Consider the following 22,535-nt stretch of genomic DNA (forward strand, 5'->3'; position numbering starts at 1 on the left):
CCGTATAAATGAAAGATTCCTGAGCCTGTTTTGTTTCCGACGGTATTCCTACAGTGCAGCCCATGCCAGACCGGGTGGCCTGGCAAGACTTTGCAACCGTGGAAGAATTGACCATGAGCACAGCAGCAATCGGACAAGCCTATAACTACAAGGTCGTCCGCCAATTTGTCGTGGCAACAGTGGTGTGGGGCATTATCGGCATGGCGATGGGTGTGTGGATCGCCTCGCAACTGGTCTGGCCGCAAATGAACCTGGACCTGCCGTGGACCACCTTCGGCCGCTTGCGTCCGCTGCACACCAGCCTGGTGATTTTTGGCTTTGCCGGTAGCGCGCAATTCGCCGCCAGTTATTACGCGGTGCAGCGCACCTGTCAGGTACGGCTGTATTCCGACAAGCTGGCCGCCTTCACCTTCTGGGGCTGGCAGTCGGTGGTCACGATCATGCTGATCACCCTGCCGCTGGGCTACACCACCACCAAGGAATACGCCGAAATCGAATTCTCCGGCGCGGTGTGGATGACCGTGGTCTGGGTCGCCTACGCGATTGTGTTCTTCACCACCGTGGTGCAGCGCAAGACCAGACACATCTACGTCGGCAACTGGTTCTTCGGCGCGTTCATTGTGGTGATCGCCATGCTGCACGTGGTCAATCACCTGTCGATCCCGGTGGACTGGTTCAAGTCTTACCCGGTCTACTCAGGCGCCACTGACGCCATGGTCCAGTGGTGGTACGGGCATAACGCCGTAGGCTTTTTCCTGACCACCGGTTTCCTCGGGATGATGTATTACTTCGTGCCGAAACAGGCCGGGCGCCCGGTGTATTCCTACCGCTTGTCCATCGTGCACTTCTGGGCGCTGATCACCCTGTACATCTGGGCCGGCCCGCACCACTTGCACTACACCGCACTGCCGGACTGGGCGCAGTCGCTGGGCATGGCCATGTCGCTGATCCTGCTGGCGCCGAGCTGGGGCGGCATGATCAACGGCATGATGACCCTCTCCGGCGCCTGGCATAAATTGCGCACCGACCCGATCCTGCGTTTTCTGGTGCTGTCATTGGCCTTCTACGGCATGTCGACCTTCGAGGGGCCAATGATGGCGATTAAAACCGTCAACGCCCTCTCCCACTACACCGACTGGACCATCGGCCATGTGCATGCTGGCGCCCTCGGCTGGGTGGCGATGATCACCTTCGGTTCGCTGTACCACATGATCCCGAAAATCTTCGGACGTTTACAGATGCACAGCATCGCGCTGATCAACCTGCACTTCTGGCTGGCCACCATTGGCACCGTGCTCTACATCGCGTCGATGTGGGTCAACGGCATCACCCAGGGCCTGATGTGGCGCGCGATCAACGACGACGGCACCCTCACCTATTCATTCGTCGAGGCGCTGCAAGCCAGCCATCCGGGATTCGTGGTGCGCTTTGCCGGCGGCGTGTTCTTCCTCAGCGGCATGCTGTTGATGGCCTACAACACCTGGCGCACGGTGCGGGTCGCGGACCTGAGAATGGCCGAAGGTGAAGCGCAATTTGCCTGAGGCCAGGAGCTTGAGATGATCGAAATCGCACTGGATGTACTGGCCGTGGTGTGTCTGTATCTGTCGGTGGAGTATTGCTTGAGGAATCAGTCGACCGAGAGTCTCGACGAGGCGAGCCTGATCCCCTTCGCCGATGACCCGCAAGTGGCGCGGCGGGTTGAGCTGGCGACGGGCAAGACGGTGAAGGCGGTGGCGCCTGAGGTGGCGAAGGACGGTTGGGGGAATGTGAAAATCTAAAGAAAAGCCACAACCCCTGTGGCGAGGGAGCTTGCTCCCGCTCGGCTGCGAAGCAGTCGTAAATCGGATACCGGAGTCCAACTGAAAGAACTCGGTGTCTGATTTCAGGACCGCTTCGCGCTCCAGCGGGAGCAAGCTCCCTCGCCACAATAAAGCTCGCACCTACCGGGCGGCTTAACCGCGCTCCCGTGGAATCAAACTCTGCAACTGCAGCGCCAGGAAATCCGCATCAAAGGCAAAGATATCCGGGTCTTTCAGGCCGTTGGTCTTGCGCCACTGCCAGTCGGTCGACGGCGGTTGGCACACCAGCGAGACACTGCCGTAACGTGCGGCCGTCAGGCCCATCACTGCGACAGAGATCAACCCACCGACACCCATCACTTCCGGCACGAATTCCACCGGTTTGCCGGCGATCAGAATCGTCAGTTTCGCGGTCTTGAAAGTAGAGGTTTCGACGGGAAGGTTCGGCCCTGACGCAACGTAGGCTTCGCGGCTCACCTCAAGCAGATTCGGGCTTTTCACCGGTTCAAGCCACTGTTCGATCTGGTCGAACAGCTCACCAATGCGCACCGCCCAATTGGCCGATTGGGTCTCGAACACCTGTTTCTTGTGCGCTTCGCTTTCTGCATAGTGGCGAAGCATCTCGCCCAGTTGCTTTACGTCGTCCATCGCGATGTTCCTTGGGTGAAGCATGACTGCAAGGTATTGATCATGGCAGATGCCGGCCAGCGGCGTATGACTAAAACCCGGTGCGTCTCCCGCGCAGTCCGGTTTGCGCGAACGCAGCGAGTTGCGGCTCGGGCATCAACCCATGTGGCATTGATCGGCAATCACGGGCACTGTAAGCGGCCCACGGCAGAAAATACCCTTCAGGGCATTTTCTTCGACAAGGATTTGCCCTCAACAGGAGAACAGTATGCGCACCATCGGCCTGATCGGCGGTATGAGCTGGGAGTCCAGCGCCGAGTATTACCGGATCATCAACCAGCAAGTGCGCGACCGGCTGGGGCCGCTGCGTTCGGCGAAGTTGCTGATGTACAGCGTCGACTTCGGCCCTGTCGAACAAGCCCAGCATGCCGGGCGCTGGGACGATGCGGCGCTGATTCTGGTGGACGCGGCACGTCGTCTGGAGGCCGGCGGCGCCGAGTGCGTGGTGCTTTGTACCAACACCATGCACTTGGTGGCCGAGCAGATTCAGGCGGCGATATCGGTGCCTTTTCTGCACATTGCCGACCCGGCCGGACAGGCCGCGGTGGATGCCGGAGCGCTGACGGTCGGCCTGCTCGGCACCGCGTTCACCATGGAGCGGGACTTCCTCAAGGATCGTCTCGCAGCCCAAGGGCTGAAGGTGCTAGTACCAGAAGCCGCTGAGCGCGACGCGGTGCACCGGATCATCTACGACGAGCTGTGCGTCGGGATGATCAACGACCGCTCACGGGAAACCTATCAACGGATCATCGATTCCCTGGCCGCACGCGGCGCGCAGGCGATTATCCTTGGTTGCACCGAAATCAGTCTGCTGATCAAACCTGAACACAGCTCGCTGCCGCTGCTGGACACCACCGGGTTGCATGCCCGGGCTGCCGTAGCCTTTGCCCTGGGCGACTGACTCAGGAGGTGGTTCGCGTGCGCCGCAAACGGGCCATGCTCAGTGCATCGACCAGGCCGCCGTCGCGAATCGCGTAGTCGCGCAACAGGCCTTCAGTCTCGAAGCCGAACTTGCGGTACAGCCCGATGGCCGCTTCGTTGTCGGCGTAGACCGAAAGTTCGACCCGTTGCAGGTTCATCCAGTTGTCGGCGATGTCCAGCGCCGCAGCCAGCAGTTTCGAGCCGATGCCCTTGCCCTGCCACGCCAGCGCGACCCCCATACCGAGACTGCCGGCGTGGCTGCGGCGGATCCGTGAAAACTGCTCCAGACCAATGTTGCCGATGATCATCCCTTGATGCAGCGCCACCAGCTGCACCACTCGCTCGTTATCCTGCGCCAGGCGTTTGCGCCAGACCTCGGTGGACTGAAACGGCATCTGCAGCACCTGACGGGTGATGGCCGGGTCGTTGTAGAGCGCGGTAATGCCCTCGATGTGAGATTCGTTGAAGCGCTCGAGGGTAATGACGGAGTCGGCGGGCATGAATGTTTCGTCCTTGATGCGTGCACGGCCGCCTACTCTATAACGGCGCAAACCTTTGTGGCGAGGCTTGCCCCAATGCCGGTAAGTTAAGCGTACGCTGTACCCCTGATTGGGTGGAGGCAACGGGCTTGTGCCCGTTACCCCTCCCACACCACCGGACGTGCGGTTTTCCGCATCCGGCGGTTGAACAGCTCAGCAAGGTGCTGAGGCGAAGTCCTGCGGCGTCCACAGTCCCCAGCGACGCATCATGTTCAGACTCATCGCCTGCTGCATCACCGGGTGGCGCGCCGCTCGCCAGGCACCGTCGTGGAAGCTTACTCGCGCGAGTTGCCGGCTTGCGATACCAAGCCCGCGCAGTTTGCGCATTCGTCCCTCACGACTGTGCCAGCGTTGCCAGAAACATTTGCGCATATGTCGGCGAGTCCATTGCGATAACCGCTTGAAGTCGTCCTTCACCCAGCGGAAGTATTCGTACCACCCCCGGATGTAACGTCCCCATTGAGCCACGAGTTCGGTGCTCGTCAGACTTTGCCTGGCCGACCACAGCTCGCGAACTTTCTTGCGGTATTTCTTCACGGTCTTGCCGGACAGTTGGCCATTCCCTTGTTCGTCGATGTTGTAACCAAGGAAGTCGCGATCCCAAGGCCGTCCCGTTCCACTCTTGCTGGCACTCACTTTGAGCTTGAGGTGTTTCTCTATCCAAGCCGTCACACTGCCCAGCACGCGATCCGCACTGCGTTCGCTGGTGACATAAATCACCAGGTCGTCGGCGTAGCGACAAAAGCTCAGCCCTCGGGCTTCCAGCTCTTTGTCCAGTGCATCCAGATAGAGGTTGGCAAGCAGCGGGCTTAGCGGGCCTCCTTGCGGAGTTCCGGCCGTCCTTTTGACCCGCTGACCGTCCAACAGCATATCCGCTCGAAGCGTCTGACCGATGTAACTCATCAGCCGCTTGTCACGGATATCCCTGGATATGAGGCTCATCAACCTGTCGTGATTGACCTGATCGAAGAAGGCTTCGATGTCGATATCCACGACCCAGGTCTTGCCTTCCAGGACAAAGGCCTTGGCGGCTCGTATGGCATCGAGATTGCTCCTGCCTGGCCGGAAACCGTAGCTGTGTTCGCTAAATTTGGCATCCCACAGCTGCGTCAGGTGCTGCTGGACCGATTGCTGGATCAAGCGATCCTGCGTATTCGGAATGCCCAACAGCCGCTCCCCGCCTTGCGGCTTGGGGATCCTGAGACCTTTGACAGGACCCGGTTTATAGGTCCCGTCCAGAAGCTTGCTCTTGATGGCCGGCCAATGCGTTTGAAGGTGTGCGGTGAGTTCGTCGGTAGTGATTCCGTCGACCCCTGGCGCCCCTTTGTTCGACCGGACCTTCTTGAGCGCTCGGTGCATATTCTCCTTTTCGACAATCGTTTCCATGCAGGTTTCGCTCAACACGTCTCTATTCCCGTTCCGTCTGCCTGCTGACTCGCCCCTTCCTTGCGCGCATTGGTCGAGGTCCACCCGACTTTCCCACGCACGGCCTTCCCGCTACGTGCCACATGGCATTTCCGGGTGCGGTTTCAAAGGGCTCTCGCTTTGTAGGCAGTAGTCTATGGTGAGTGTTTCTGTTCTTCAGCCCTTCGCTCCAGATCCATTACGACCCTTCTTCACTACTACGGCATCTGCTGACTTCTCGCGGGCTACGCCCGCGAGATCTCCCCGGGTAAGGTGCCAAAACCTTCGGCTCGGGCCGCCAAGCTCTACCTGATGCGTCTTTCGGTGACGGTTGGATTTCGTGGCTCCCAGCACACTTATCGCCCGCATCCGGCCTCGCTGCTTGTTCGTGTTCCTGCGGTCGCGCCTTTGCTACACGCTTCTTTCAGGCTGGCCTCGCGGCTTCCCCCTTGCGTTTCGCTACAGTTCTCGTCACTCATTCTGGTCACCACTTTTCAGGTGACTGGCTTTGGCCCATGCCGGGCACACTGGGAGCGAGCTTGCTCGCGATGGACGTTAACGATAACGCGTGTTTTCTGAATAAACGCGTCGCCCTTGAGACCATCGCGAGCAAGCTCGCTCCCACATAGAGACCTCATTTCCTTAACTTACTAGGGCTTACCCTCTCGCCACAGTTTTCTCCCTCGATTCGAGACTCTCCATTGATCATTCGCTGGCTGTTTGCCGAAAGCTCACCGCCAGACGATTCCAGCTGTTGATGGTGCTGACGGCCATCGTCAGGTCGACCAGCTCTTCTTCGCTGAACTGCTCCCGGGCCACTGCGTAAACGTCATCGGGCACGTGGCTTTCCGAGAGCAGGGTCACCGCTTCGGTCCAGGCTAGAGCGGCCCGCTCCCGAGGGTTGAAGAAGCCGCTGTCGCGCCAGACCACGATCGCATACAGCCGGCGATCGGTCTCGCCGAAACGACGCGCGTCCACCGAGTGCAGGTCGGTGCAGAAGGCGCAGCCATTGAGCTGCGAGGCGCGGATTTTGATCAGGTTCAGCAAGGCCTGTTCGATGCTCAGGTTGCAGGTCAAGGCCTCCATGGCGATCATGGCTTTTATCGCTTTGGGCGATGCGCTGTAGTAATCCAGGCGGGCGTTCATGGAGGGACCTCATGGAGCGAATCAGTGCCCCCACGGTAGGCGCTGATGCACGAGTGTTACAGAGCCAATTCAGCGAAAAAGCCATGGACCGCCCGGCAGAAGTCCGATCGGAGGTTTTTCGCCCACGCAACTTCTGCGCAGCCGTTCATGCGGGTAATCTGGTGCGACGCACAGTCGCCTCAACCGCCCCAGGAGCCCCGCCGGTATGGAACTTCATGTTGTCATCAACGGCCGCAAGGACCTCGCAGGCCAGTTGTACCGGCAACTGCGCAGCGCTATTGAATCCGGTCGCTTGGCAGCCGGGACGCAGCTGCCGCCCAGTCGCTTGCTGGCTGAACAACTGGGGATCTCGCGCAAGACCATTTCCGACACTTATGCGCAACTGACCTACGAGAACTTCCTCACCGGGGTGATCGGCAAAGGCACTTACGTCAATGCCCGGGCGGCGAAAATCGTCCGCAAGCAGAGCCATTCAGAGCTGGCCAGCTTTGATGTCATCGAACGCTGGCGCAACTTGCCGACGTTCTTGCGCCACCCGACGCTGGAAGGCTCGCTGCGTTACGATTTCATCGGTGGCGCCACCGGCAAAGGTCAATTTCCGCAAGACGACTGGCGCCGCTGCACCTCCCACGCCTTGCGCCAGATCGCCGGTTCCAAAGGCCTCTACAGCCTGCCCGAAGGCCTGCCGGCGCTGCGCAATGCGATTGCGCGGCACATCGCGTTTTCGCGCGGGGTCAATTGTCAGGACGAAGACGTGGTGGTGTGCAACGGCGCGCAGCAGGCGCTGGACCTGATTTCCCGGGTGCTGACCCAACCGGGGAGCCTCGTGGCCATGGAAGACCCCGGTTACCCGCCGGCGCGCCTGTTGTTCGGGACCCACGGCGCGACGGTGGTTGGCGTGCCGGTCGACGCACAAGGCATCCAGGTCGAGCAAATACCCGATGGCACCCGGCTGATTTACGTCACCCCGTCCCACCAGTTCCCCTTGGGCATGCCCATGAGCCAGGTCCGGCGCGAAGCCCTGCTCACGCGCGCCCACGAACTGGGGGCGATCATCATCGAGGACGATTACGACAGCGAATTCCGCTACGAAGGCCGGCCCACCGACTCGCTGCAAAGCCTGGATGAGCGCGGCATCGTCGCCTACGTCGGCACCTTCTCGAAGACCCTGTTGCCAGAGTTGCGGCTCGGTTACGCGATTCTGCCGCCAGCGATTCTCGAAGCAGTGATCCGCGCCAAGCAGCTCACCGACCTGCACACCTCCACCCTGCCCCAATGGGCGCTGGCCAAGTTTATCGCCGAGGGCTGTCTGCTCAAGCACATCCGGCGCTGCCATACGATTTACGCCGGGCGCCGTGAACGGATCCTGGCGCGCATGGCGGGCGACCTTTCGCCGTGGTTTGAAGCGGTGCCGACCACGGCCGGGTTCCACATGGCGGTACTGTGTAAGGTGCCGGTCGATATTCCATTGGTGATCGAATTGGCAAAAAAAGTCGAAGTGGGGCTCTATGCCCTGGACGGCTTTTTTTACCAGCAAGCGCCGCGGGCCGGGCTTTTCCTGGGGTTCGGCGCGATCGAAACCCTGGACATCGACATCGCCCTGGATCGTTTGCGGGACATTTTGCAGCAGGTCGGCTGACGGATTGGTCTGCGGCTTTATCCGGCGATTGGCTGTTGGCGGCCCAAGGGTGCAGGCCTATCCTGAATGGGTGTTATCCCTCAATGAGCAGGATTCGTCCGGCCCGATTCAGGAGTGTGAGCAATGTCCAACGAAGTGATCAACACCGTAAAGGTGCAGGCTGCCGCCGGCTGCTCGGATGAACTGGGTAAGCAACTGCAAAAGATTGTCGACACCCTGCGCGAACTTCCGGGCTGTGACTCCTATATGGTCGACCGCTGCCCCGAGGACGACACCCGCTGGACGGTCAGCGCCCGCTGGCAATCGGAAGCGGCCATGCAAGCGCATTTCAACTGCCCCGAAGTGCAAGGCTTTATCAGCCTGATCGACAGCCGACTGGCCAACGCTGTCGACTTCAATAGCTTTCCAATCGTCTGACAAACACCTGTGGCGAGGGAGCTTGCTCCCGCCGGCCGGTCCGCGCTCGGGCGCAGCAGACGTAAATCCGGCGAACGCAGTCTGCCTGGTCCTGCGCGTCCACCGGTTTTGGGGCCGCTTCGCAACCCAGCGGGAGCAAGCTCCCTCGCCACAGTTCATCACCCTTTAGCCCTGCGCACTCTGTAATTGGTCCCCTCACCTTCCCGAAAATTGGCCGTTTGATTGCCCGATAGCGCGATTTACTGTGGTCCCTGACGACTCACCACCTCAGGTAATCAACCATGAATGCGCTTCGTTTTTTTGCTGCCCCTCTCGCCGCCTTGACACTAAGTGTTTCAGCCTCGGCATTCGCCCACGAAACCACTGCCCCTTCAGAAAAAGTCACCATCCTGCAGGACCAGATGCTGAAAAACGTACCCGGCAAAAAAGCCTTGATGATCGAAGTCGATTACGCACCGGGCCAATCGTCGATCGCCCATAAGCACCAGGGCACGACCATGGCCTACGTGCTCTCGGGGGAGATTATTTCTCAAGTCAAAGGTGAAAAAGCGATCACCTACAAGGCCGGCGAATTCTGGTACGAACCGGCCGGTTCGGAACATCTGGTCTCAAAAAACGCCAGCGCTACCCAACCCGCCAAACTGCTGGCTTTCATGGTGTTGGCTCCGGATGAAGAAGTGTTGATCCCTTTGGAGAATTAATAGCTGAGGCGATGCTGATGGCCGACCAGACACCACAAAATCTTCAGACGTAAAAAAAGCCCCGCCTCTCTCGAGACGGGGCTTTTTTCATTCAACACTCAATCAGGCAGCAGCAACCGCCTTTTTACCGCTCACCGCCAGCTCCGGCGTGGCAGTAACCACCGCTTGACCGCTCATCGCCAGGTCAAGCAGTTCGCGGTTGGCTACCGCATACATGGCGTAGTCGGTGCCGCTGGCGGCACGGATGTCCACCAGCATGGCGCGCCAACGCTCGACCATGGAGTGGTTCTGCTCCAGCCACAATGCCAAGCGTGCTTCCACCTCTTGCGGGGCATCGGCCATTTGCAGAACCGCGATGGTGATCGCCCGTTGCTGCCAGTCGACGTCATCGCGGAAGGCTTCACGAGCCAGCGCCTGCCAGTTGTTTTCCACCGGCAGGTTGCTGATCTGTTGCAGGTACCAGGTGATATCCAGCGCACTGCCCACCGCGAAGAACGCCTTGGCCACATCGGCTGGGTTCTGACCGGTAACGTCCGAGGCTTCGATGACCGGCAGCAAGGAGTACAGGTGAGTCGTGCCTGCAACCATGCGTGCCAGCAACTCAGGAACGCCCGCTTCGACGTAAGCCTGATAACGGGTCTGCCAGCCTTCGCGGGTCGGACCTTCGAGCAGTTCGTCGAGCTTGAGACCCAACGCTGCCAGATGCGGACCGAAGTGTGCCACATCACGTGCAGCGTTCTGCTCGTTGCGACGGCTGCGCAGGAACCAGCGGGTAGCCCGACGGCCCAGACGCATCAGCTCATCCATCAGCTCCAGTTGTACGTCCGCCGAAACCTGGTGATCCAGGGCCTCTATCTGCCGGAACCAGTGCGGGAGATGGAAGATGTCACGCACGATCACGTAGGCGCCAGCGACGTTCGCCGGGCTCATGCCGGTGGACTCTTTCAAGCGCTGAACGAAGGTGATGCCCATGTGGTTGACCAGATCGTTGGCGATCTGGGTGCTGACGATCTCGCGCTTCAGACGGTGACGACGCATGGCTTCGGCGAACTTGCTGACCAGGGTCGGCGGGAACGCAGTTTCCATGTCGCGGGTCAGGTAAGCGTCATCCGGCACCAGAGAGTTGAGCAGTGCTTCCTTCAGGTCGATCTTGCTGTAGGAGATCAACACCGACAGCTCGGCACGGGTCAGGCCATGGCCAGCCGCGACACGCTCGTCGAGTTGCTCTTCCGACGGCAGGAACTCGATGGCGCGGTCCAGCTTGCCGCGGCCTTCAAGGTCGTTCATCAGGCGTTTGTACTCGGCGATCCGTACGTAGGCACGACGGGCCGCCAGGGACAGCGCCTGGGTCTGCTTGTAGTTGTTGCCGAGCACCAGGTTGCCGACTTCGTCGGTCATGCTCGCCAGCAACTGGTTACGTTGCTTGTCGGTCATGTCACCGGCGTGCACCACTTCGTTGAGCAGGATCTTGATGTTCACTTCGTGGTCGGAGCAGTCCACGCCACCGGCGTTGTCGATGAAGTCGGTGTTGGAACCGCCGCCATTGAGGCCGAATTCCACACGACCCAGTTGGGTCATGCCGAGGTTACCGCCCTCGCCCACGACTTTGCAGCGCAGTTCGTTGCCGTTTACGCGCAGTGCGTCGTTGGCCTTGTCGCCGACATCGGCGTGGCTTTCGGTGCTGGCCTTGACGTACGTGCCGATACCGCCGTTCCACAACAGGTCTACCGGTGCCTTGAGCAAGGCATTCAGCAGTTCGGTCGGGGTCAGCTTGTCAGCCTGAATGTCGAAGCGCGCTTTCATCTGCTCGGAGATGGCAATGCTCTTCGCGCTACGGGAGAAGATCCCACCGCCTTCGGACATGATGCTGGTGTCGTAATCCGACCATGCCGAACGCGGCAGATCGAACAGACGCTGACGCTCGGCGAAGCTGTTGGCAGGCTCCGGGTTCGGGTCGATGAAGATGTGCAGGTGGTTGAAGGCCGCGACCAGTTGCAACTTGTCGGACATCAGCAAGCCGTTACCGAACACGTCGCCGGCCATGTCGCCGACGCCGACCACAGTGATGCTGTCTTCCTGAACGTTGATGCCGCGCTCACGGAAGTGGCGCTGCACGCCGACCCAGGCGCCCTTGGCGGTGATGCCCATTTTCTTGTGGTCATAACCGGCCGAGCCACCGGAGGCGAACGCGTCACCGAGCCAGAAGCCGTAGTCGATGGCAATACCGTTGGCGATGTCGGAGAAGGTCGCAGTGCCTTTGTCCGCCGCCACTACCAGGTACGGGTCATCGCCGTCGTGACGAACCACGTTGGCCGGAGGCACCAGGCCACCGTCTTTCAGGTTGTCGGTGATGTCCAGCAGGCCGGAGATGAAGATGCGGTAGCAGGCGATGCCTTCTGCCGCGATCTCGTCGCGACCGCCGCCCAGTGGCAGACGACGGGGCAGGAAGCCACCCTTGGCGCCGACCGGCACGATCACCGAGTTCTTCACTTGCTGGGCTTTTACCAGGCCCAACACTTCGGTGCGGTAATCTTCTTCACGATCGGACCAGCGCAGACCGCCGCGCGCGACGTTGCCGAAGCGCAGGTGCACGCCTTCAACCCGTGGCGAGTAAACGAAGATTTCGAATTTCGGAACCGGTTTAGGCAGCTCTGGAATCAGGTGCGGGTTGAACTTGAAGCTGAAGTAGGACTTGTTCTGACCGTTGGCATCGGTCTGGTAGAAGTTGGTCCGCAGGGTAGCCTTGATCAGGTCCAGGTAGCGACGCAGGATACGGTCTTCGTTCAACACCTGGACGTCGTCCAGCGCGCTCAGAATCGCGTGTTCCAGACGTAGCTGCTTGTCGTCGAGGTCTTCGCCGGTCAGCTTGCGGGCCAGGTAGAAGCGGGTCTTGAACAACCGGGTCAACTCGCGAGCGATGTCGGTGTGGTTGTTCAGGGTGCTGGCGATGTAGCCAAGGTCGAAGCCCAGGCGGATCTGCTTCAGGTAACGGGCGTAAGCACGCAGCAGCGCCACGTCGCGCCATGGCAGGCCGGCAGTCAGTACCAGACGGTTGAACCCGTCGTTCTCGGCATCGCCACGCACGATATGGACAAAAGCGTCCTGCAGCGTGTCGTTCAGCTGCTGGATGTCGAGGTTCAAGCCTTCAGCGGCGGTGAACGCGAAGTCATGAATCCAGAACTCGCGACCGGTGCTGTGGCGCAGGCGATACGGGAACTCGCCGAGCACGCGCAGACCGAGGTTTTCGAGGATCGGCAACACGTCGGACAGTGCCAGCGGGGTATCGGCGTGATACAGCTTGCAATGCAGCTGTTGCTGACCGGCGGTTTGCCCCAGCAGCGGCTGGTAGAAGCTCATGACCAGCGGGTTGGCTTCGTTCAGGCTCAGCAGGTGTTGCATGTCGACCACGGCCGAGTGCGCAGCGAAGCGCTCGCGGTAGCCGGCCGGGAAACCTTTCGGGAAGTCCGACAGCACGTTGGTGCCGTGGGCTTCGCCGAAGCTTTCGATCACCAGGCTTGCGTAGTCGTCCTGCCAGCTGCGGCAGGCCTGCACCACTTCTTTTTCCAGCAACAGCGGATCGATGTCGAGACGGTTCTTCGGGTCGACCCGCAGAATCAGTTGCACACGGGCCAGCACGGACTCGGAGAAGAAGGTCCAGAACTCGCAATCCGAGGCTTTCAGGCGATCCATCAGCACTTGCTGGATCTTCTGCCGCACTTCGGTGGAATAGATGTCGCGCGGCACGTAGGCCAGGCAGTAGCAAAAACGGCCGTACGGGTCTTTGCGCAGGAACACGCGGATCTTGTTGCGTTCCTGGATCTGCACGATCGACATCACGGTGCTGAACAGCTCGTCGACCGGAGTCTGGAACAGATCGTCACGAGGCAATACTTCGAGCACCTGAGCCAGTTCCTTGCCCAGGTGAGCCTTGGCCTGGAAACCGGAACGACGTTCGATTTCCGCGACCTTGCGGCGGATGTACGGAATCACTCGCACGCTCTCGCCATACACCGAAGAGGTGTACAGGCCCATGAAGCGGCATTCCTTGATGACTTTACCGCTGGCATCGATCTGGCGGATCGACACGAAATCCGGGTAGGCCGGACGATGTACTCGGCTCGGGTGCGCAGCCTTGGCGAACGACAACGGAGTCGGTTCACGCAGGTAGTTCACCGCGTAGTCTTCGATGCGCAGGTCTTCGGCCGTCAGGCCGGCGCGCAGCGATTTGGTCAGGCCCAGGAACGAGTCCTGGTCGTACTCGATATGGCCGCCATCCTGTCCGTCGCGAACCACGAACTCTTCGTAGCCGAGGAAAGTGAAGTGGTTTCCCACCAGCCACTCGAGGAAACCCTTGATCTCGATCTTTTCGTCTGCATCAACAACAAACTTGCTTTTGTCGATGCCGTCGATCAGCTCCTGGACCTTGGCTTTCATCGGTTCGAAATCGGCGACCGCAAAGCGGACTTCACCGAGAACCTGCTCCAGCTCTTTGCTCAATACATTGAGCTCGGCGGTATGAGCGCAGCGATCGATCTCCAGGTACATCAGAGATTCTTGCTGGATGCCTTCGCCCTGGGTGCCTTTTGGCAGGATTTCCAGCAACTCGTTCTTGCTGCCGCGACGCACGCTCAGCACAGTGGTTTGCAGCGTGTGGATGCTGTAACCGCGACGGTTCAGCTCGGTGCGTACCGAGTCCACCAGGAATGGCAGATCGTGGTGCAGCACTTCGACCGCGGTGTGGGTCGACTGCCAGCCGTGACGTTCGTAATCGGGGTTGTATACGCGCACTTGCGGTTGCGCGTGATCAAAGCGCTCAAGCAGGCGCCAGGCAGAAAGGGTGCAGCCGGCGAGGTCAGACAACCGACGCTGAGTGAGTTCATCCAGGGAAATGATGCCGAAAAATTGTTCCGCGAACAACGCCACTTGTGGCAGTGCCTGTTCGCTGGTGTGCTGTGCCAGTGCCGCTTGCAGTTGGTGCTGGAAGTCGGCTTTGCTGGCTGCGGTGAAGAACGCCATCTGTGGTACTCCGCTTGGGCTTGTTATTGATGGAAGCGTCGCGTGCAAACCCCTCGCGGGGCAATCCGTCACCCTGTTCCTGATTCTCGGGCAGAGGAAACAGGATGACAGGTGGGTGAAGCTGGACGAGACACTCAGGTCACATTCACCTTCCAAGGATGGGCATCTGCAAAAACGACTGCCGGGTAGACAAGCAATGTCTTTAAAGGTGTCCATCCGTTGCGCAGCTTAACGAGTGCGGCAAGGCCCCTGCTTGCGATGCTGCGACATATTCGGTCATCGGTACGTAACTCGCGTGCTGCGCATCGAACAACACTAGCACTCGTACAGGAAAACCGCTGTTTTAAGCCGGTTTTTACGGCACGTTCGTACCAGAAATGACCGACAGGCCTGATTCCGTTCGTAGCAGACGTTCTGACACACAAGTCAGCAGAAAATCCTTCGGGGTGGCAGAATTGCACTTTGCTTGCCTTCACAGCGCTCCCTGAGCCAGGACCCCTCCCATGCAACTGACCACCGCTCATTTGATCGCCAACCCCTGCGATGACGAAGAAGACAACATGGCCATGCTCTGCTGCCATAGCGCCAAGGGCGAGATGTTCCTGATGACTCGCTACCCCGATGAGGACGAAGTCGAGATCACCCTCGATGGCGAGCCTTCCACCCTCGATGGCTTGAAAGTCACCCTCAGCGCCGATCGCCTGCTGATCGAAATCGGCGCCGCGGACGCCGATGCGCTCAATGGCGACGATTCGCTGGAAATCATTCACAGCACCGATGCGAGCGATCTGGCTGAAGTCGAAGAAACCTTGCAGAACATCCTCAAGGGGACTGGCACCTATATAAGCCAGCTCTGAATCACAGCGCCTGAGCGACCGCCATCGCGAGCAAGCTCGCTCCCACATTTGATCGCATTTCTATGTGAGAACCCGGTCACCTGTGGGAGCGAGCTTGCTCGCGATGAGGCCAGCACATCCACCACAACCCTGAAGTCCTACAAAACTCAAACAATTTTGCCAATCAATTCCTGCACTTTGCACAAAATGCCGTTAGTCGCCACCCCCTGCGATGCATTAAAGTAACGCCCCCAGCCCTGGCGTTACTCGAACGTCTTCGGTCACCCTTTCCAGGAACAGTCATCGATGGAACATCGTGAAGCGCTGCTTGCGCTGCGAACCTTTCTTTCAACGCAGATTCTCGGCCAGGAAAAACTCATTGAGCGCTTGCTCATCGCCTTGCTCGCTGACGGCCATATGCTGGTCGAAGGGGCTCCCGGCCTGGCCAAGACCAAGGCCATCAAAGAGCTCGCCGAAGGTATCGAAGCGCAGTTCCATCGCATCCAGTTCACCCCCGACCTGCTCCCCGCCGACATCACCGGCACTGAAATCTATCGCCCGGAAACCGGCAGCTTCGTGTTCCAGCAAGGGCCGATCTTCCACAATCTGGTGCTGGCGGACGAAATCAACCGTGCTCCGGCCAAGGTCCAATCGGCCTTGCTCGAGGCCATGGGCGAGCGGCAAGTCAGCGTCGGTCGCAGCACCTACGAGCTGTCGCCGCTATTTCTGGTGATGGCAACGCAGAACCCCATTGATCAGGAAGGCACCTATCCGCTGCCCGAAGCCCAGCTCGACCGCTTCCTGATGCACGTCAAAATCGGCTTCCCCGACGCGGCCGTCGAACGGCGCATTCTGCAGCAGGCTCGCGGCGAAGCCCTCAACGGCGAAACCAAGCCCGAACGCCGCGTCAGCCAGCAGGCGATCTTCGCCGCGCGCAAGGAAATCCTCGGTTTGTACATGGCCGATGCGGTGGAGGAATACCTGGTGCAGTTGGTCATGGCCACTCGTACCCCGGCCAAGTTCGACCCGGAAATGGCCGAGTGGATCGCCTACGGCGCCAGCCCCAGGGGTTCGATTGCCCTTGATCGCTGCGCCCGGGCCCATGCCTGGCTGGCCGGTCGTGATTTCGTCAGCCCGGAAGATATCCAGGCCGTGCTGTTCGACGTGTTGCGACACCGCATCATTCTTTCCTTTGAAGCCGAAGCCGCGGGCATCGACCAGGACCGGGTGGTCCAGCGGATTCTCGACGTCGTAGCCGTCGCTTGACCCCCATGACACACACTATGCCGGCCGAACCAGGCATCTGCGTCAGCCTCGCCGAGCTGATCAAGATGCGCCATCGCGTGCGTGAAGTGCAGTTGTTTTCAACGCCCAACCAGCGCAGCCCGCTGATTGGCCTGCACCACTCGAAACTGCGCGGCCGTGGTGTGGACTTCGATCAGGTGCGGGTCTATCAGGCCGGTGACGACGTGCGAACCATCGATTGGCGCGTCACGGCGCGCACCCAGGAGCCGCACACCAAGCTGTTCCATGAAGAGCGTGAACGGCCGATTTTCATCATGGTGGAACAAAGTCGTCGGCTGTTTTTCGGTTCCGGCCTGATGTTCAAATCGGTGCTCGCCGCTCAAGCCGCAAGCCTGATCGGCTGGGCCGCGCTGGGTCACAACGACCGGGTCGGCGGGCTGGTGTTCGGCGACAACGAGCACTACGAAATCAAGCCACGGCGCAGTAAGAAAAGCCTGCTGCAACTGCTCAACCGTCTGGTGCGAGTCAATCAGTCGCTGCACACCGACAGCGAGCCGGACCGTGATGCCTTCGGTATCGCCCTGCGCCGCGCCCGGGAGGTGTTGCGCCCGGGCAGTCTGGTGATCGTGATCTGCGACGAGCGCACCTTGTCCGATGGCGCCGAGCAACAACTAACCCTGCTGTCGCGGCATTGCGACCTGCTGTTGCTGCCGCTGTCCGATCCGCTGGACCACGCCCTGCCCGCCGCCGGCCTGCTGCGCTTCGCCGAGCGTGGCGCGCAGCTGGAACTGGACACGCTGAACTACGATTTACGCCAGGCCTATCGTGCTCAAGGCGAAGCACGCATTGCCCGTTGGGAGTTGCTCGGGCAAAAACTGCGGGTGCCGTTGATGCCCCTGAGCACCCAAAGTGAAATGGTCGAGCAACTGCGCGAGTACCTGAATCCGCAGCAACGTCCGGGGAAAACCCGATGAGTAGCCTTGAGCAACTGCAACCGCTGATCTCCCCGCCACCTATTGGATTCTGGCCGCCCGCGCCCGGCTGGTGGCTGCTGTTGGTCCTGTTGCCGCTGATCGGTTTCGGCCTGTGGAAGCTGCGGCGTTTTTTACCGAACAAGCGCCCGGTGGCCCGCGCAGAGCAACCTCTTGACCCCTTGCGGGTGGCGGCCCTGGTTGAATTGGCCCAGATGCCAAAGCCCTACGACGGGGCGCCCGCAGGTGCCTGGTTGCAGCAGCTCAACGGACTGCTCAAACGCCTGTGCCGCAACGATTACCCCTACAGCCAGAGCCACACCCTCAATGGCCGCAAATGGCTGGCATTTCTCGACAACCGCTGCCCGGCTGCCGGCCTGACCCGCTGGATGGTGCTGGTCGAAGGCGCCTATAAACCCGAATGCAAACTCGATGACAAGGCCATTGCCGGCCTGACCCAAGCGGTCGACACCTGGATTCGCAAACATGTTTGAGTTCGCCTGGCCATGGATCTTCGCCCTGCTGCCGCTGCCCTGGCTACTGCGGGTGCTGCTGCCGGTGGCCGACAGTGGCGAGCCGGTATTGAAAGTAAGCTTCCTTGGCGACCTCGAAGGCCTGGTCCGACGTCGCGCCCGGGCCAATCTGCCGGCCTGGCGCCAGCAAGCGCCGTTCATTCTGCTCTGGCTGCTGTTATTGATCGCCGCCGCTCGCCCGCACTGGCTGGGCGAGCCGTTGCCGATTGCCGCCAGCGGTCGCGACTTGCTGGTGGCGGTGGACGTTTCCGGCTCCATGGACTTCCCCGACATGCAGTGGCAGGACGAAGACGTCAGCCGCCTGACGCTGGTCAAGCACCTGCTCGGTGACTTCCTCGAGGGTCGCGAAGGCGATCGCATCGGCTTGATCCTGTTCGGCAGTCAAGCCTATCTGCAGGCGCCACTGACCTTCGACCGACGTACCGTGCGAATCTGGCTCGACGAAGCGCGGATCGGTATTGCCGGCAAGAACACCGCCATCGGCGACGCCATTGGCCTGGCCCTCAAGCGCCTGCGTCAGCGTCCGGCGCACAACCGGGTGCTGATTCTGGTCACCGACGGTGCGAACAATGGCGGCAAGATCGACCCGATCACCGCTGCGCGGCTGGCCGCTGAGGAAGGCGTGACCATCTACCCGATCGGCATCGGCGCCGACCCGGAACAAAGCGGCACGCAGGGCTTTCTGGGGTTGAACCCGAGCCTGGACCTCGACGAGCCGGCCTTGAAGGAAATTGCCGAGGCCACTGGCGGACGTTATTTCCGCGCCCGCGATGGCGAAGAGCTACAGGCGATCAAGAAAACCCTCGATCAGCTTGAACCCGTTACACAGCAACCGACCCAGGCTCGTCCTGCCCAAGCCTTGTACAGCTGGCCGCTGGCTGCGGCGTTGCTACTCAGCGTGCTGCTGGTGATCCGCGAGCGCTGGCCGGACAACCCCATACAGCGCTTTTTCACCAGGAAGCTTTTTGCGCATCAGCACCCTGACTGGCGTCAGCGGCTCAAACGCCTGCGTCTGCGGAGGCGCCGATGATTGCGCTCTGGCCGCACTGGTTCCGTCCCTGGTGGTTGTTGCTGTTACCGCTGCTGGGCTGGTTACTGTGGCAACTCTGGCATCGGCAAAAGCGCGTCGGACGCTGGCAGATGATCCTGCCCCCGGCCTTTCACGCGGCGTTGCTCAGCGGTGGTAGCGGCCGCGAAAGCAAATTGCCGTGGGTCGCTCTCGGCCTGGCCTGGACCCTGGCGGTCCTGGCCTTGCTCGGCCCCAGTTGGCAGCGGGTCGAGCAAACCAGTCAGAAGCCGGTCGATCCGCTGGTGGTGCTGCTGGAACTGACCCCGCAAATGCTCGCCACGGATGTTCCGCCGAACCGCCTGGAGCAGGCCCGACGCAAGCTGTTCGACTTGCTGCAACACCGCAGTGATGTGCAGACCGCGATTGTCGTGTACTCCGGCAGCGCGCATACTCTGGTGCCGTTGTCAGATGACCTGGCCACCAGCCGCAACCTGCTGGAAGCATTGCAGCCATCGATCATGCCCCAAGTGGGGCATCGCGCCGATCTGGCGCTGGAAAAGGCCCTGACTCTGCTCCAGGGTGGTGCCATCGGTCAGGGCCGGGTGTTATTGATCGGTTCATCCCTCACCGAGCAGGAACGCCAGGGCATTCGTCAGGCACTGGCACTCAGCGACCAGCCACCGCGGTTTTTGATGCTCGGTATCGGCAGTCGCGAAGGCGCTCCGGTGGCTCAGGAAGACGGCAGTTTCCTCAAGGATGAGCAAGGCGCGATTCTCGTCTCGCAGCTCGACGGGCCGAGCCTCAAGGCCTTTGCCAATGAACTGGACGGACGCTACCGGCAGGCGCGACTGGACGATAACGACCTGCGCGGTCTCGGCCTGCTGAAAGGCCCGCAAAGCTTGCGCAATGATGGCCAGCCACTGCTGCTGGATACCTGGGCCGATCAGGGCTATTGGCTGTTACTGCCGTTGTTGCTGCTCGCCGCCTGCGCCGGGCGACGGGGCTGGCTGTTTTGCCTGCCCTTGCTGTTCATGCTGCCGCAACCGGGCTACGCCTTCGAATTCAACGACCTGTGGCTGCGCCCGGATCAACAGGGTCGGCATTTGCTCGAGCAAAAACGCCCGGCCGATGCCGCCCGGCACTTCCAAGACCCACAGTGGCAAGGCGTCGCGCTCTATGCAGCTGGCAATTACGTAGCTGCCGCTCAGCGCTTTGCCGAAGGCAACGACGCCTATGCCCATTACAATCGCGGCAATGCCCTGGCCCAAAGCGGTGATCTGGAAGCCGCGCTGGATGCCTACGAACAGGCACTGGAGCGCCAACCGGATTTACGACCCGCGCTGACCAACAAAGCGCTGGTGGAAAGCCTGCTCAAACAGAAACAACCACCGGCACAAGACGAACCGGGCAAGACCCAAGGTTCCGAGGCCGAGCAAGCCGCACAAAACCCGCCACCCGACGCGGCGACTCAACCCTCGCCCGGTGACGAACAGAAACCCGAGACACAGGACCCGTCGTCGACCGGTGAACCTCAGGCCCACGGCACACCGCAACCGGGCAACAATGAAGTGCCCGGCAGCGAACTGGGCGACGAACACACCACCACGCCACCCATCCGCTCCGCCCGGGACAACTTCGACGGTGAGCACCGGCAGGCGCTGGAACAATGGCTGCGACAGATTCCGGATAACCCGGGCGAACTGCTCAGACGCAAATTCTGGTACGAACAGCAACAACATCAGGATCAGGGAAAAATTCGATGACCCGCTTCACCGCCCTCTTGCTCGCCTTCCTTCTCTGGACCTGTCAGGTCCAGGCCGCAGGGCTGGTCGCCAGCGTAGATCGTAGCCAGCTGAACGCTGGAGAGACGGTCGAACTGACCCTCGAATCGAACGATGTCACGCTGTTCGGCAAACCCGATCTGACCCCGCTGGACGAACTGTTTGAAGTGCGCGGCACCCGCCAGGTCAACCAACTCACCTCGCTGAACGGTGACAACCGCGCCATCACCCGCTGGATCATCACCCTGCTGCCCAAACGTAATGGCACGGTGCAGATCCCGTCGCTGCAACTGGGCGAGGTCAAAAGCCAACCGATCACCCTGCAAGTGGTCGAAGGCGAAAGCCAGGACAGCAGCAATGAACTGGCACCGGTGTTCATCGATGCCAGCCTCGATCAGGCCAGTGTCTACGTGCAGGCCCAGGCGATCCTGACCCTGCGCATCTATCACTCGGTGTCGCTGTATGACGACAGCAGCCTGACGCCGTTGCACATTCCCGATGCGCGCATCGAACAGCTGGGTGAGTCGCGCACTTACGAAAAAGTCATCAATGACCTGCGTCATGGCGTGATCGAACTGCGCTACGCGATCTATCCGCAGCACAGCGGCGAGCTGAAGATCCCACCACAGATGTTCAGCGCAACTCTGGTCGACGCCCAGCCAAGCCAGGAACCGGCACCCCAGGGCCCGAAACAAGGCAAGCTGATGCGCGTCACCTCTGCCGAGATCCCGCTGACGGTCAAGGCCAAACCCGCCGATTATCCGACCGATATCCCCTGGATGCCGGCACGCAGCCTGAACCTGAGCGAAAGCTGGAACCCGGAGCCGGATCACAGCCTGGTCGGCGACTCCCTGACCCGCAGCCTGACAATCACGGCTGAAGGTCTGTCCAGCTCACAACTTGCGCCCCTGCCTGCTACTGAGGTCAATGGTCTGCGCCGCTACCCGGACCAACCGGTACTGAGCAACCAGAACGGCGAGCGCGGGCTGATTGGCAGTCGCGAAGAACGCGAAGCCCTGGTGCCAAACCGCAGCGGCCCGATCGAGCTGCCAGCAGTGGAAGTGGTCTGGTGGAACACCTTTGAGGATCACCTGGAGCGCAGCAGCTTGCCGGCCCGCACCCTGCAAGTGGCGAACAACCCGAGCCTGGTGGTCGATAGCCCCGCCAGTGGCACGCCAGCCACCTCAGTGGCCGACAATCCAGGGCTCTGGCGCTGGCAGCTCAGCACCCTGATCCTGGCCTGCACCACCCTGCTCGGCTTTGGCCTCTGGTGGCGTGCCCGTTGGCAACCGGCGATCCTGAAGGCTGCGCAGACCGGCCCAAGCCCGCGCACCCTGCTCGACGATCTCAAACGCGCCAGCCTGGCCAACGACCCGCAAGCGACCCGCCAGGCACTGGATGCCTGGGCCCGGCAACAACCGGAAACCCTGGCCGACATGGCCGCCCGCGACGTGCCACTGTCCGATGCACTGGACGGCCTGAACGGCGCGCTCTACAGCGAAACCGGCCAACACTGGCAAGGCGAGGAACTGTGGCGAGTGATCCGTGCCATCTCGATGACCGAACGCGCCCAGGAGCTGGTTGGCGACAGCAGCAGTCTGCCGCCGCTTTATCCGAAATAAACCGTTTCAGGTCGGGAGCGGCCCCTTGTGGCGAGGGAGCTTGCTCCCGCTCGGCTGCGAAGCAGTCGTAAATCCAGCGGACGCGATCTGCCTGAGAAAACTCGGTGGCAGGTTTTAGGACCGCTTCGCGCTCCAGCGGGAGCAAGCTCTCATGGAACAAATTACAACTTATTGATTTTTAAGTATAAAAAATCATTTACTAAAACCTGCTATCTCGTGAGCGCCGCCCTAGCTCCCTGCGCGACAGCGCAGCGTCGAGGACGCGGCGG

Annotated in this window: 18 protein-coding genes; 13 read left to right on the forward strand and 5 right to left on the reverse strand. The window is 60.8% G+C overall.

The window, feature by feature from the left end:
• The first annotated feature begins 113 nt into the window (after positions 1-113).
• On the forward strand, positions 114-1,541 hold the full coding sequence (gene ccoN, locus AC3I0A_RS15620; RefSeq protein ID WP_489372890.1) for a cytochrome-c oxidase, cbb3-type subunit I: 1,428 nt from the start codon (positions 114-116) through the stop codon (positions 1,539-1,541).
• A 15-nt stretch (positions 1,542-1,556) separates the two neighbouring features.
• Positions 1,557-1,778 carry a cbb3-type cytochrome c oxidase subunit 3 gene (locus AC3I0A_RS15625; RefSeq protein WP_489372892.1) on the forward strand — a complete coding sequence of 74 codons (222 nt, stop codon included), beginning with the start codon at positions 1,557-1,559 and terminating at the stop codon, positions 1,776-1,778.
• A 174-nt stretch (positions 1,779-1,952) separates the two neighbouring features.
• On the opposite strand, the gene AC3I0A_RS15630 is transcribed toward AC3I0A_RS15625, so the two are convergent.
• Positions 1,953-2,447 (reverse strand): hypothetical protein, encoded by a 495-nt coding sequence (locus AC3I0A_RS15630; RefSeq protein ID WP_489372893.1) that lies wholly within the window; start codon positions 2,445-2,447, stop codon positions 1,953-1,955.
• A 247-nt stretch (positions 2,448-2,694) separates the two neighbouring features.
• Here AC3I0A_RS15630 and AC3I0A_RS15635 point away from each other — a divergent pair, with 247 nt between their 5' ends.
• On the forward strand, positions 2,695-3,387 hold the full coding sequence (locus AC3I0A_RS15635; protein WP_489372895.1) for an aspartate/glutamate racemase family protein: 693 nt from the start codon (positions 2,695-2,697) through the stop codon (positions 3,385-3,387).
• Position 3,388: 1 nt separating this feature from the next.
• Here AC3I0A_RS15635 and AC3I0A_RS15640 read toward each other — a convergent pair whose 3' ends face one another.
• From AC3I0A_RS15640 to AC3I0A_RS15650, 3 genes are all read right to left on the reverse strand, one after another.
• Positions 3,389-3,907 (reverse strand): GNAT family N-acetyltransferase, encoded by a 519-nt coding sequence (locus AC3I0A_RS15640; protein WP_489372897.1) that lies wholly within the window; start codon positions 3,905-3,907, stop codon positions 3,389-3,391.
• A gap of 192 nt (positions 3,908-4,099) precedes the next feature.
• Entirely contained in the window at positions 4,100-5,332 is a 1,233-nt protein-coding gene (ltrA, locus tag AC3I0A_RS15645; RefSeq protein ID WP_489372898.1) for a group II intron reverse transcriptase/maturase, read from the reverse strand.
• A gap of 723 nt (positions 5,333-6,055) precedes the next feature.
• The gene (locus tag AC3I0A_RS15650; RefSeq protein WP_489372900.1) at positions 6,056-6,496 is read right to left on the reverse strand and encodes a carboxymuconolactone decarboxylase family protein; all 441 of its coding nucleotides are present in this window, start codon (positions 6,494-6,496) and stop codon (positions 6,056-6,058) included.
• A 205-nt stretch (positions 6,497-6,701) separates the two neighbouring features.
• On the opposite strand from AC3I0A_RS15650, the gene pdxR reads away from it, so the two are divergent.
• The 3 genes from pdxR to AC3I0A_RS15665 all read left to right on the forward strand — a co-directional run bounded on the left by pdxR (position 6,702) and on the right by AC3I0A_RS15665 (position 9,253).
• A complete protein-coding gene (gene pdxR / locus AC3I0A_RS15655; protein ID WP_489372901.1) occupies positions 6,702-8,135 on the forward strand; it encodes a MocR-like pyridoxine biosynthesis transcription factor PdxR in 1,434 nt (477 codons plus the stop codon).
• Positions 8,136-8,258: 123 nt separating this feature from the next.
• Positions 8,259-8,552 (forward strand): putative quinol monooxygenase, encoded by a 294-nt coding sequence (locus AC3I0A_RS15660; RefSeq protein ID WP_489372903.1) that lies wholly within the window; start codon positions 8,259-8,261, stop codon positions 8,550-8,552.
• Positions 8,553-8,833: 281 nt separating this feature from the next.
• Entirely contained in the window at positions 8,834-9,253 is a 420-nt protein-coding gene (locus tag AC3I0A_RS15665) for a cupin domain-containing protein (RefSeq protein ID WP_489372904.1), read from the forward strand.
• A gap of 102 nt (positions 9,254-9,355) precedes the next feature.
• Here the strand turns inward: AC3I0A_RS15665 and AC3I0A_RS15670 are convergent, their stop codons facing one another.
• Positions 9,356-14,269, reverse strand: coding sequence for an NAD-glutamate dehydrogenase (locus AC3I0A_RS15670; RefSeq protein WP_489372905.1), 4,914 nt, complete (start codon positions 14,267-14,269; stop codon positions 9,356-9,358).
• Between the two features lie 503 nt (positions 14,270-14,772).
• Here AC3I0A_RS15670 and AC3I0A_RS15675 point away from each other — a divergent pair.
• The 7 genes from AC3I0A_RS15675 to AC3I0A_RS15705 all read left to right on the forward strand — a co-directional run bounded on the left by AC3I0A_RS15675 (position 14,773) and on the right by AC3I0A_RS15705 (position 22,266).
• On the forward strand, positions 14,773-15,126 hold the full coding sequence (locus tag AC3I0A_RS15675; RefSeq protein ID WP_489372906.1) for a hypothetical protein: 354 nt from the start codon (positions 14,773-14,775) through the stop codon (positions 15,124-15,126).
• A 285-nt stretch (positions 15,127-15,411) separates the two neighbouring features.
• Positions 15,412-16,371 carry an AAA family ATPase gene (locus tag AC3I0A_RS15680; protein WP_489372908.1) on the forward strand — a complete coding sequence of 320 codons (960 nt, stop codon included), beginning with the start codon at positions 15,412-15,414 and terminating at the stop codon, positions 16,369-16,371.
• A gap of 17 nt (positions 16,372-16,388) precedes the next feature.
• A complete protein-coding gene (locus tag AC3I0A_RS15685) occupies positions 16,389-17,324 on the forward strand; it encodes a DUF58 domain-containing protein (RefSeq protein WP_489372910.1) in 936 nt (311 codons plus the stop codon).
• On the forward strand, positions 17,321-17,815 hold the full coding sequence (locus tag AC3I0A_RS15690) for a DUF4381 domain-containing protein (RefSeq protein ID WP_489372912.1): 495 nt from the start codon (positions 17,321-17,323) through the stop codon (positions 17,813-17,815). Before AC3I0A_RS15685 ends, AC3I0A_RS15690 begins: the two co-directional genes overlap by 4 nt.
• A complete protein-coding gene (locus tag AC3I0A_RS15695) occupies positions 17,808-18,884 on the forward strand; it encodes a vWA domain-containing protein (protein ID WP_489372914.1) in 1,077 nt (358 codons plus the stop codon). The genes AC3I0A_RS15690 and AC3I0A_RS15695 overlap by 8 nt, the downstream gene beginning before the upstream one ends.
• Positions 18,881-20,626, forward strand: a complete 1,746-nt coding sequence (locus tag AC3I0A_RS15700) for a vWA domain-containing protein (protein WP_489372916.1) — start codon at positions 18,881-18,883, stop codon at positions 20,624-20,626. The genes AC3I0A_RS15695 and AC3I0A_RS15700 overlap by 4 nt, the downstream gene beginning before the upstream one ends.
• Entirely contained in the window at positions 20,623-22,266 is a 1,644-nt protein-coding gene (locus AC3I0A_RS15705) for a BatD family protein (RefSeq protein WP_489372918.1), read from the forward strand. The genes AC3I0A_RS15700 and AC3I0A_RS15705 overlap by 4 nt, the downstream gene beginning before the upstream one ends.
• Positions 22,267-22,535 lie beyond the last annotated feature (269 nt).

Source organism: Pseudomonas sp. KH_024_B2, assembly GCF_057839965.1.

Excerpts from the sequence above, each read along its gene's own strand:
- ccoN (WP_489372890.1), top strand. The coding sequence starts at position 114 with ATGAGCACAGCAGCAATCGGACAAGCCTATAACTACAAGGTCGTCCGC.
- AC3I0A_RS15625 (WP_489372892.1), top strand. The coding sequence starts at position 1,557 with ATGATCGAAATCGCACTGGATGTACTGGCCGTGGTGTGTCTGTATCTG.
- AC3I0A_RS15630 (WP_489372893.1), bottom strand. The coding sequence starts at position 2,447 with ATGGACGACGTAAAGCAACTGGGCGAGATGCTTCGCCACTATGCAGAA.
- AC3I0A_RS15635 (WP_489372895.1), top strand. The coding sequence starts at position 2,695 with ATGCGCACCATCGGCCTGATCGGCGGTATGAGCTGGGAGTCCAGCGCC.
- AC3I0A_RS15640 (WP_489372897.1), bottom strand. The coding sequence starts at position 3,907 with ATGCCCGCCGACTCCGTCATTACCCTCGAGCGCTTCAACGAATCTCAC.
- ltrA (WP_489372898.1), bottom strand. The coding sequence starts at position 5,332 with ATGGAAACGATTGTCGAAAAGGAGAATATGCACCGAGCGCTCAAGAAG.
- AC3I0A_RS15650 (WP_489372900.1), bottom strand. The coding sequence starts at position 6,496 with ATGAACGCCCGCCTGGATTACTACAGCGCATCGCCCAAAGCGATAAAA.
- pdxR (WP_489372901.1), top strand. The coding sequence starts at position 6,702 with ATGGAACTTCATGTTGTCATCAACGGCCGCAAGGACCTCGCAGGCCAG.
- AC3I0A_RS15660 (WP_489372903.1), top strand. The coding sequence starts at position 8,259 with ATGTCCAACGAAGTGATCAACACCGTAAAGGTGCAGGCTGCCGCCGGC.
- AC3I0A_RS15665 (WP_489372904.1), top strand. The coding sequence starts at position 8,834 with ATGAATGCGCTTCGTTTTTTTGCTGCCCCTCTCGCCGCCTTGACACTA.
- AC3I0A_RS15670 (WP_489372905.1), bottom strand. The coding sequence starts at position 14,269 with ATGGCGTTCTTCACCGCAGCCAGCAAAGCCGACTTCCAGCACCAACTG.
- AC3I0A_RS15675 (WP_489372906.1), top strand. The coding sequence starts at position 14,773 with ATGCAACTGACCACCGCTCATTTGATCGCCAACCCCTGCGATGACGAA.
- AC3I0A_RS15680 (WP_489372908.1), top strand. The coding sequence starts at position 15,412 with ATGGAACATCGTGAAGCGCTGCTTGCGCTGCGAACCTTTCTTTCAACG.
- AC3I0A_RS15685 (WP_489372910.1), top strand. The coding sequence starts at position 16,389 with ATGCCGGCCGAACCAGGCATCTGCGTCAGCCTCGCCGAGCTGATCAAG.
- AC3I0A_RS15690 (WP_489372912.1), top strand. The coding sequence starts at position 17,321 with ATGAGTAGCCTTGAGCAACTGCAACCGCTGATCTCCCCGCCACCTATT.
- AC3I0A_RS15695 (WP_489372914.1), top strand. The coding sequence starts at position 17,808 with ATGTTTGAGTTCGCCTGGCCATGGATCTTCGCCCTGCTGCCGCTGCCC.
- AC3I0A_RS15700 (WP_489372916.1), top strand. The coding sequence starts at position 18,881 with ATGATTGCGCTCTGGCCGCACTGGTTCCGTCCCTGGTGGTTGTTGCTG.
- AC3I0A_RS15705 (WP_489372918.1), top strand. The coding sequence starts at position 20,623 with ATGACCCGCTTCACCGCCCTCTTGCTCGCCTTCCTTCTCTGGACCTGT.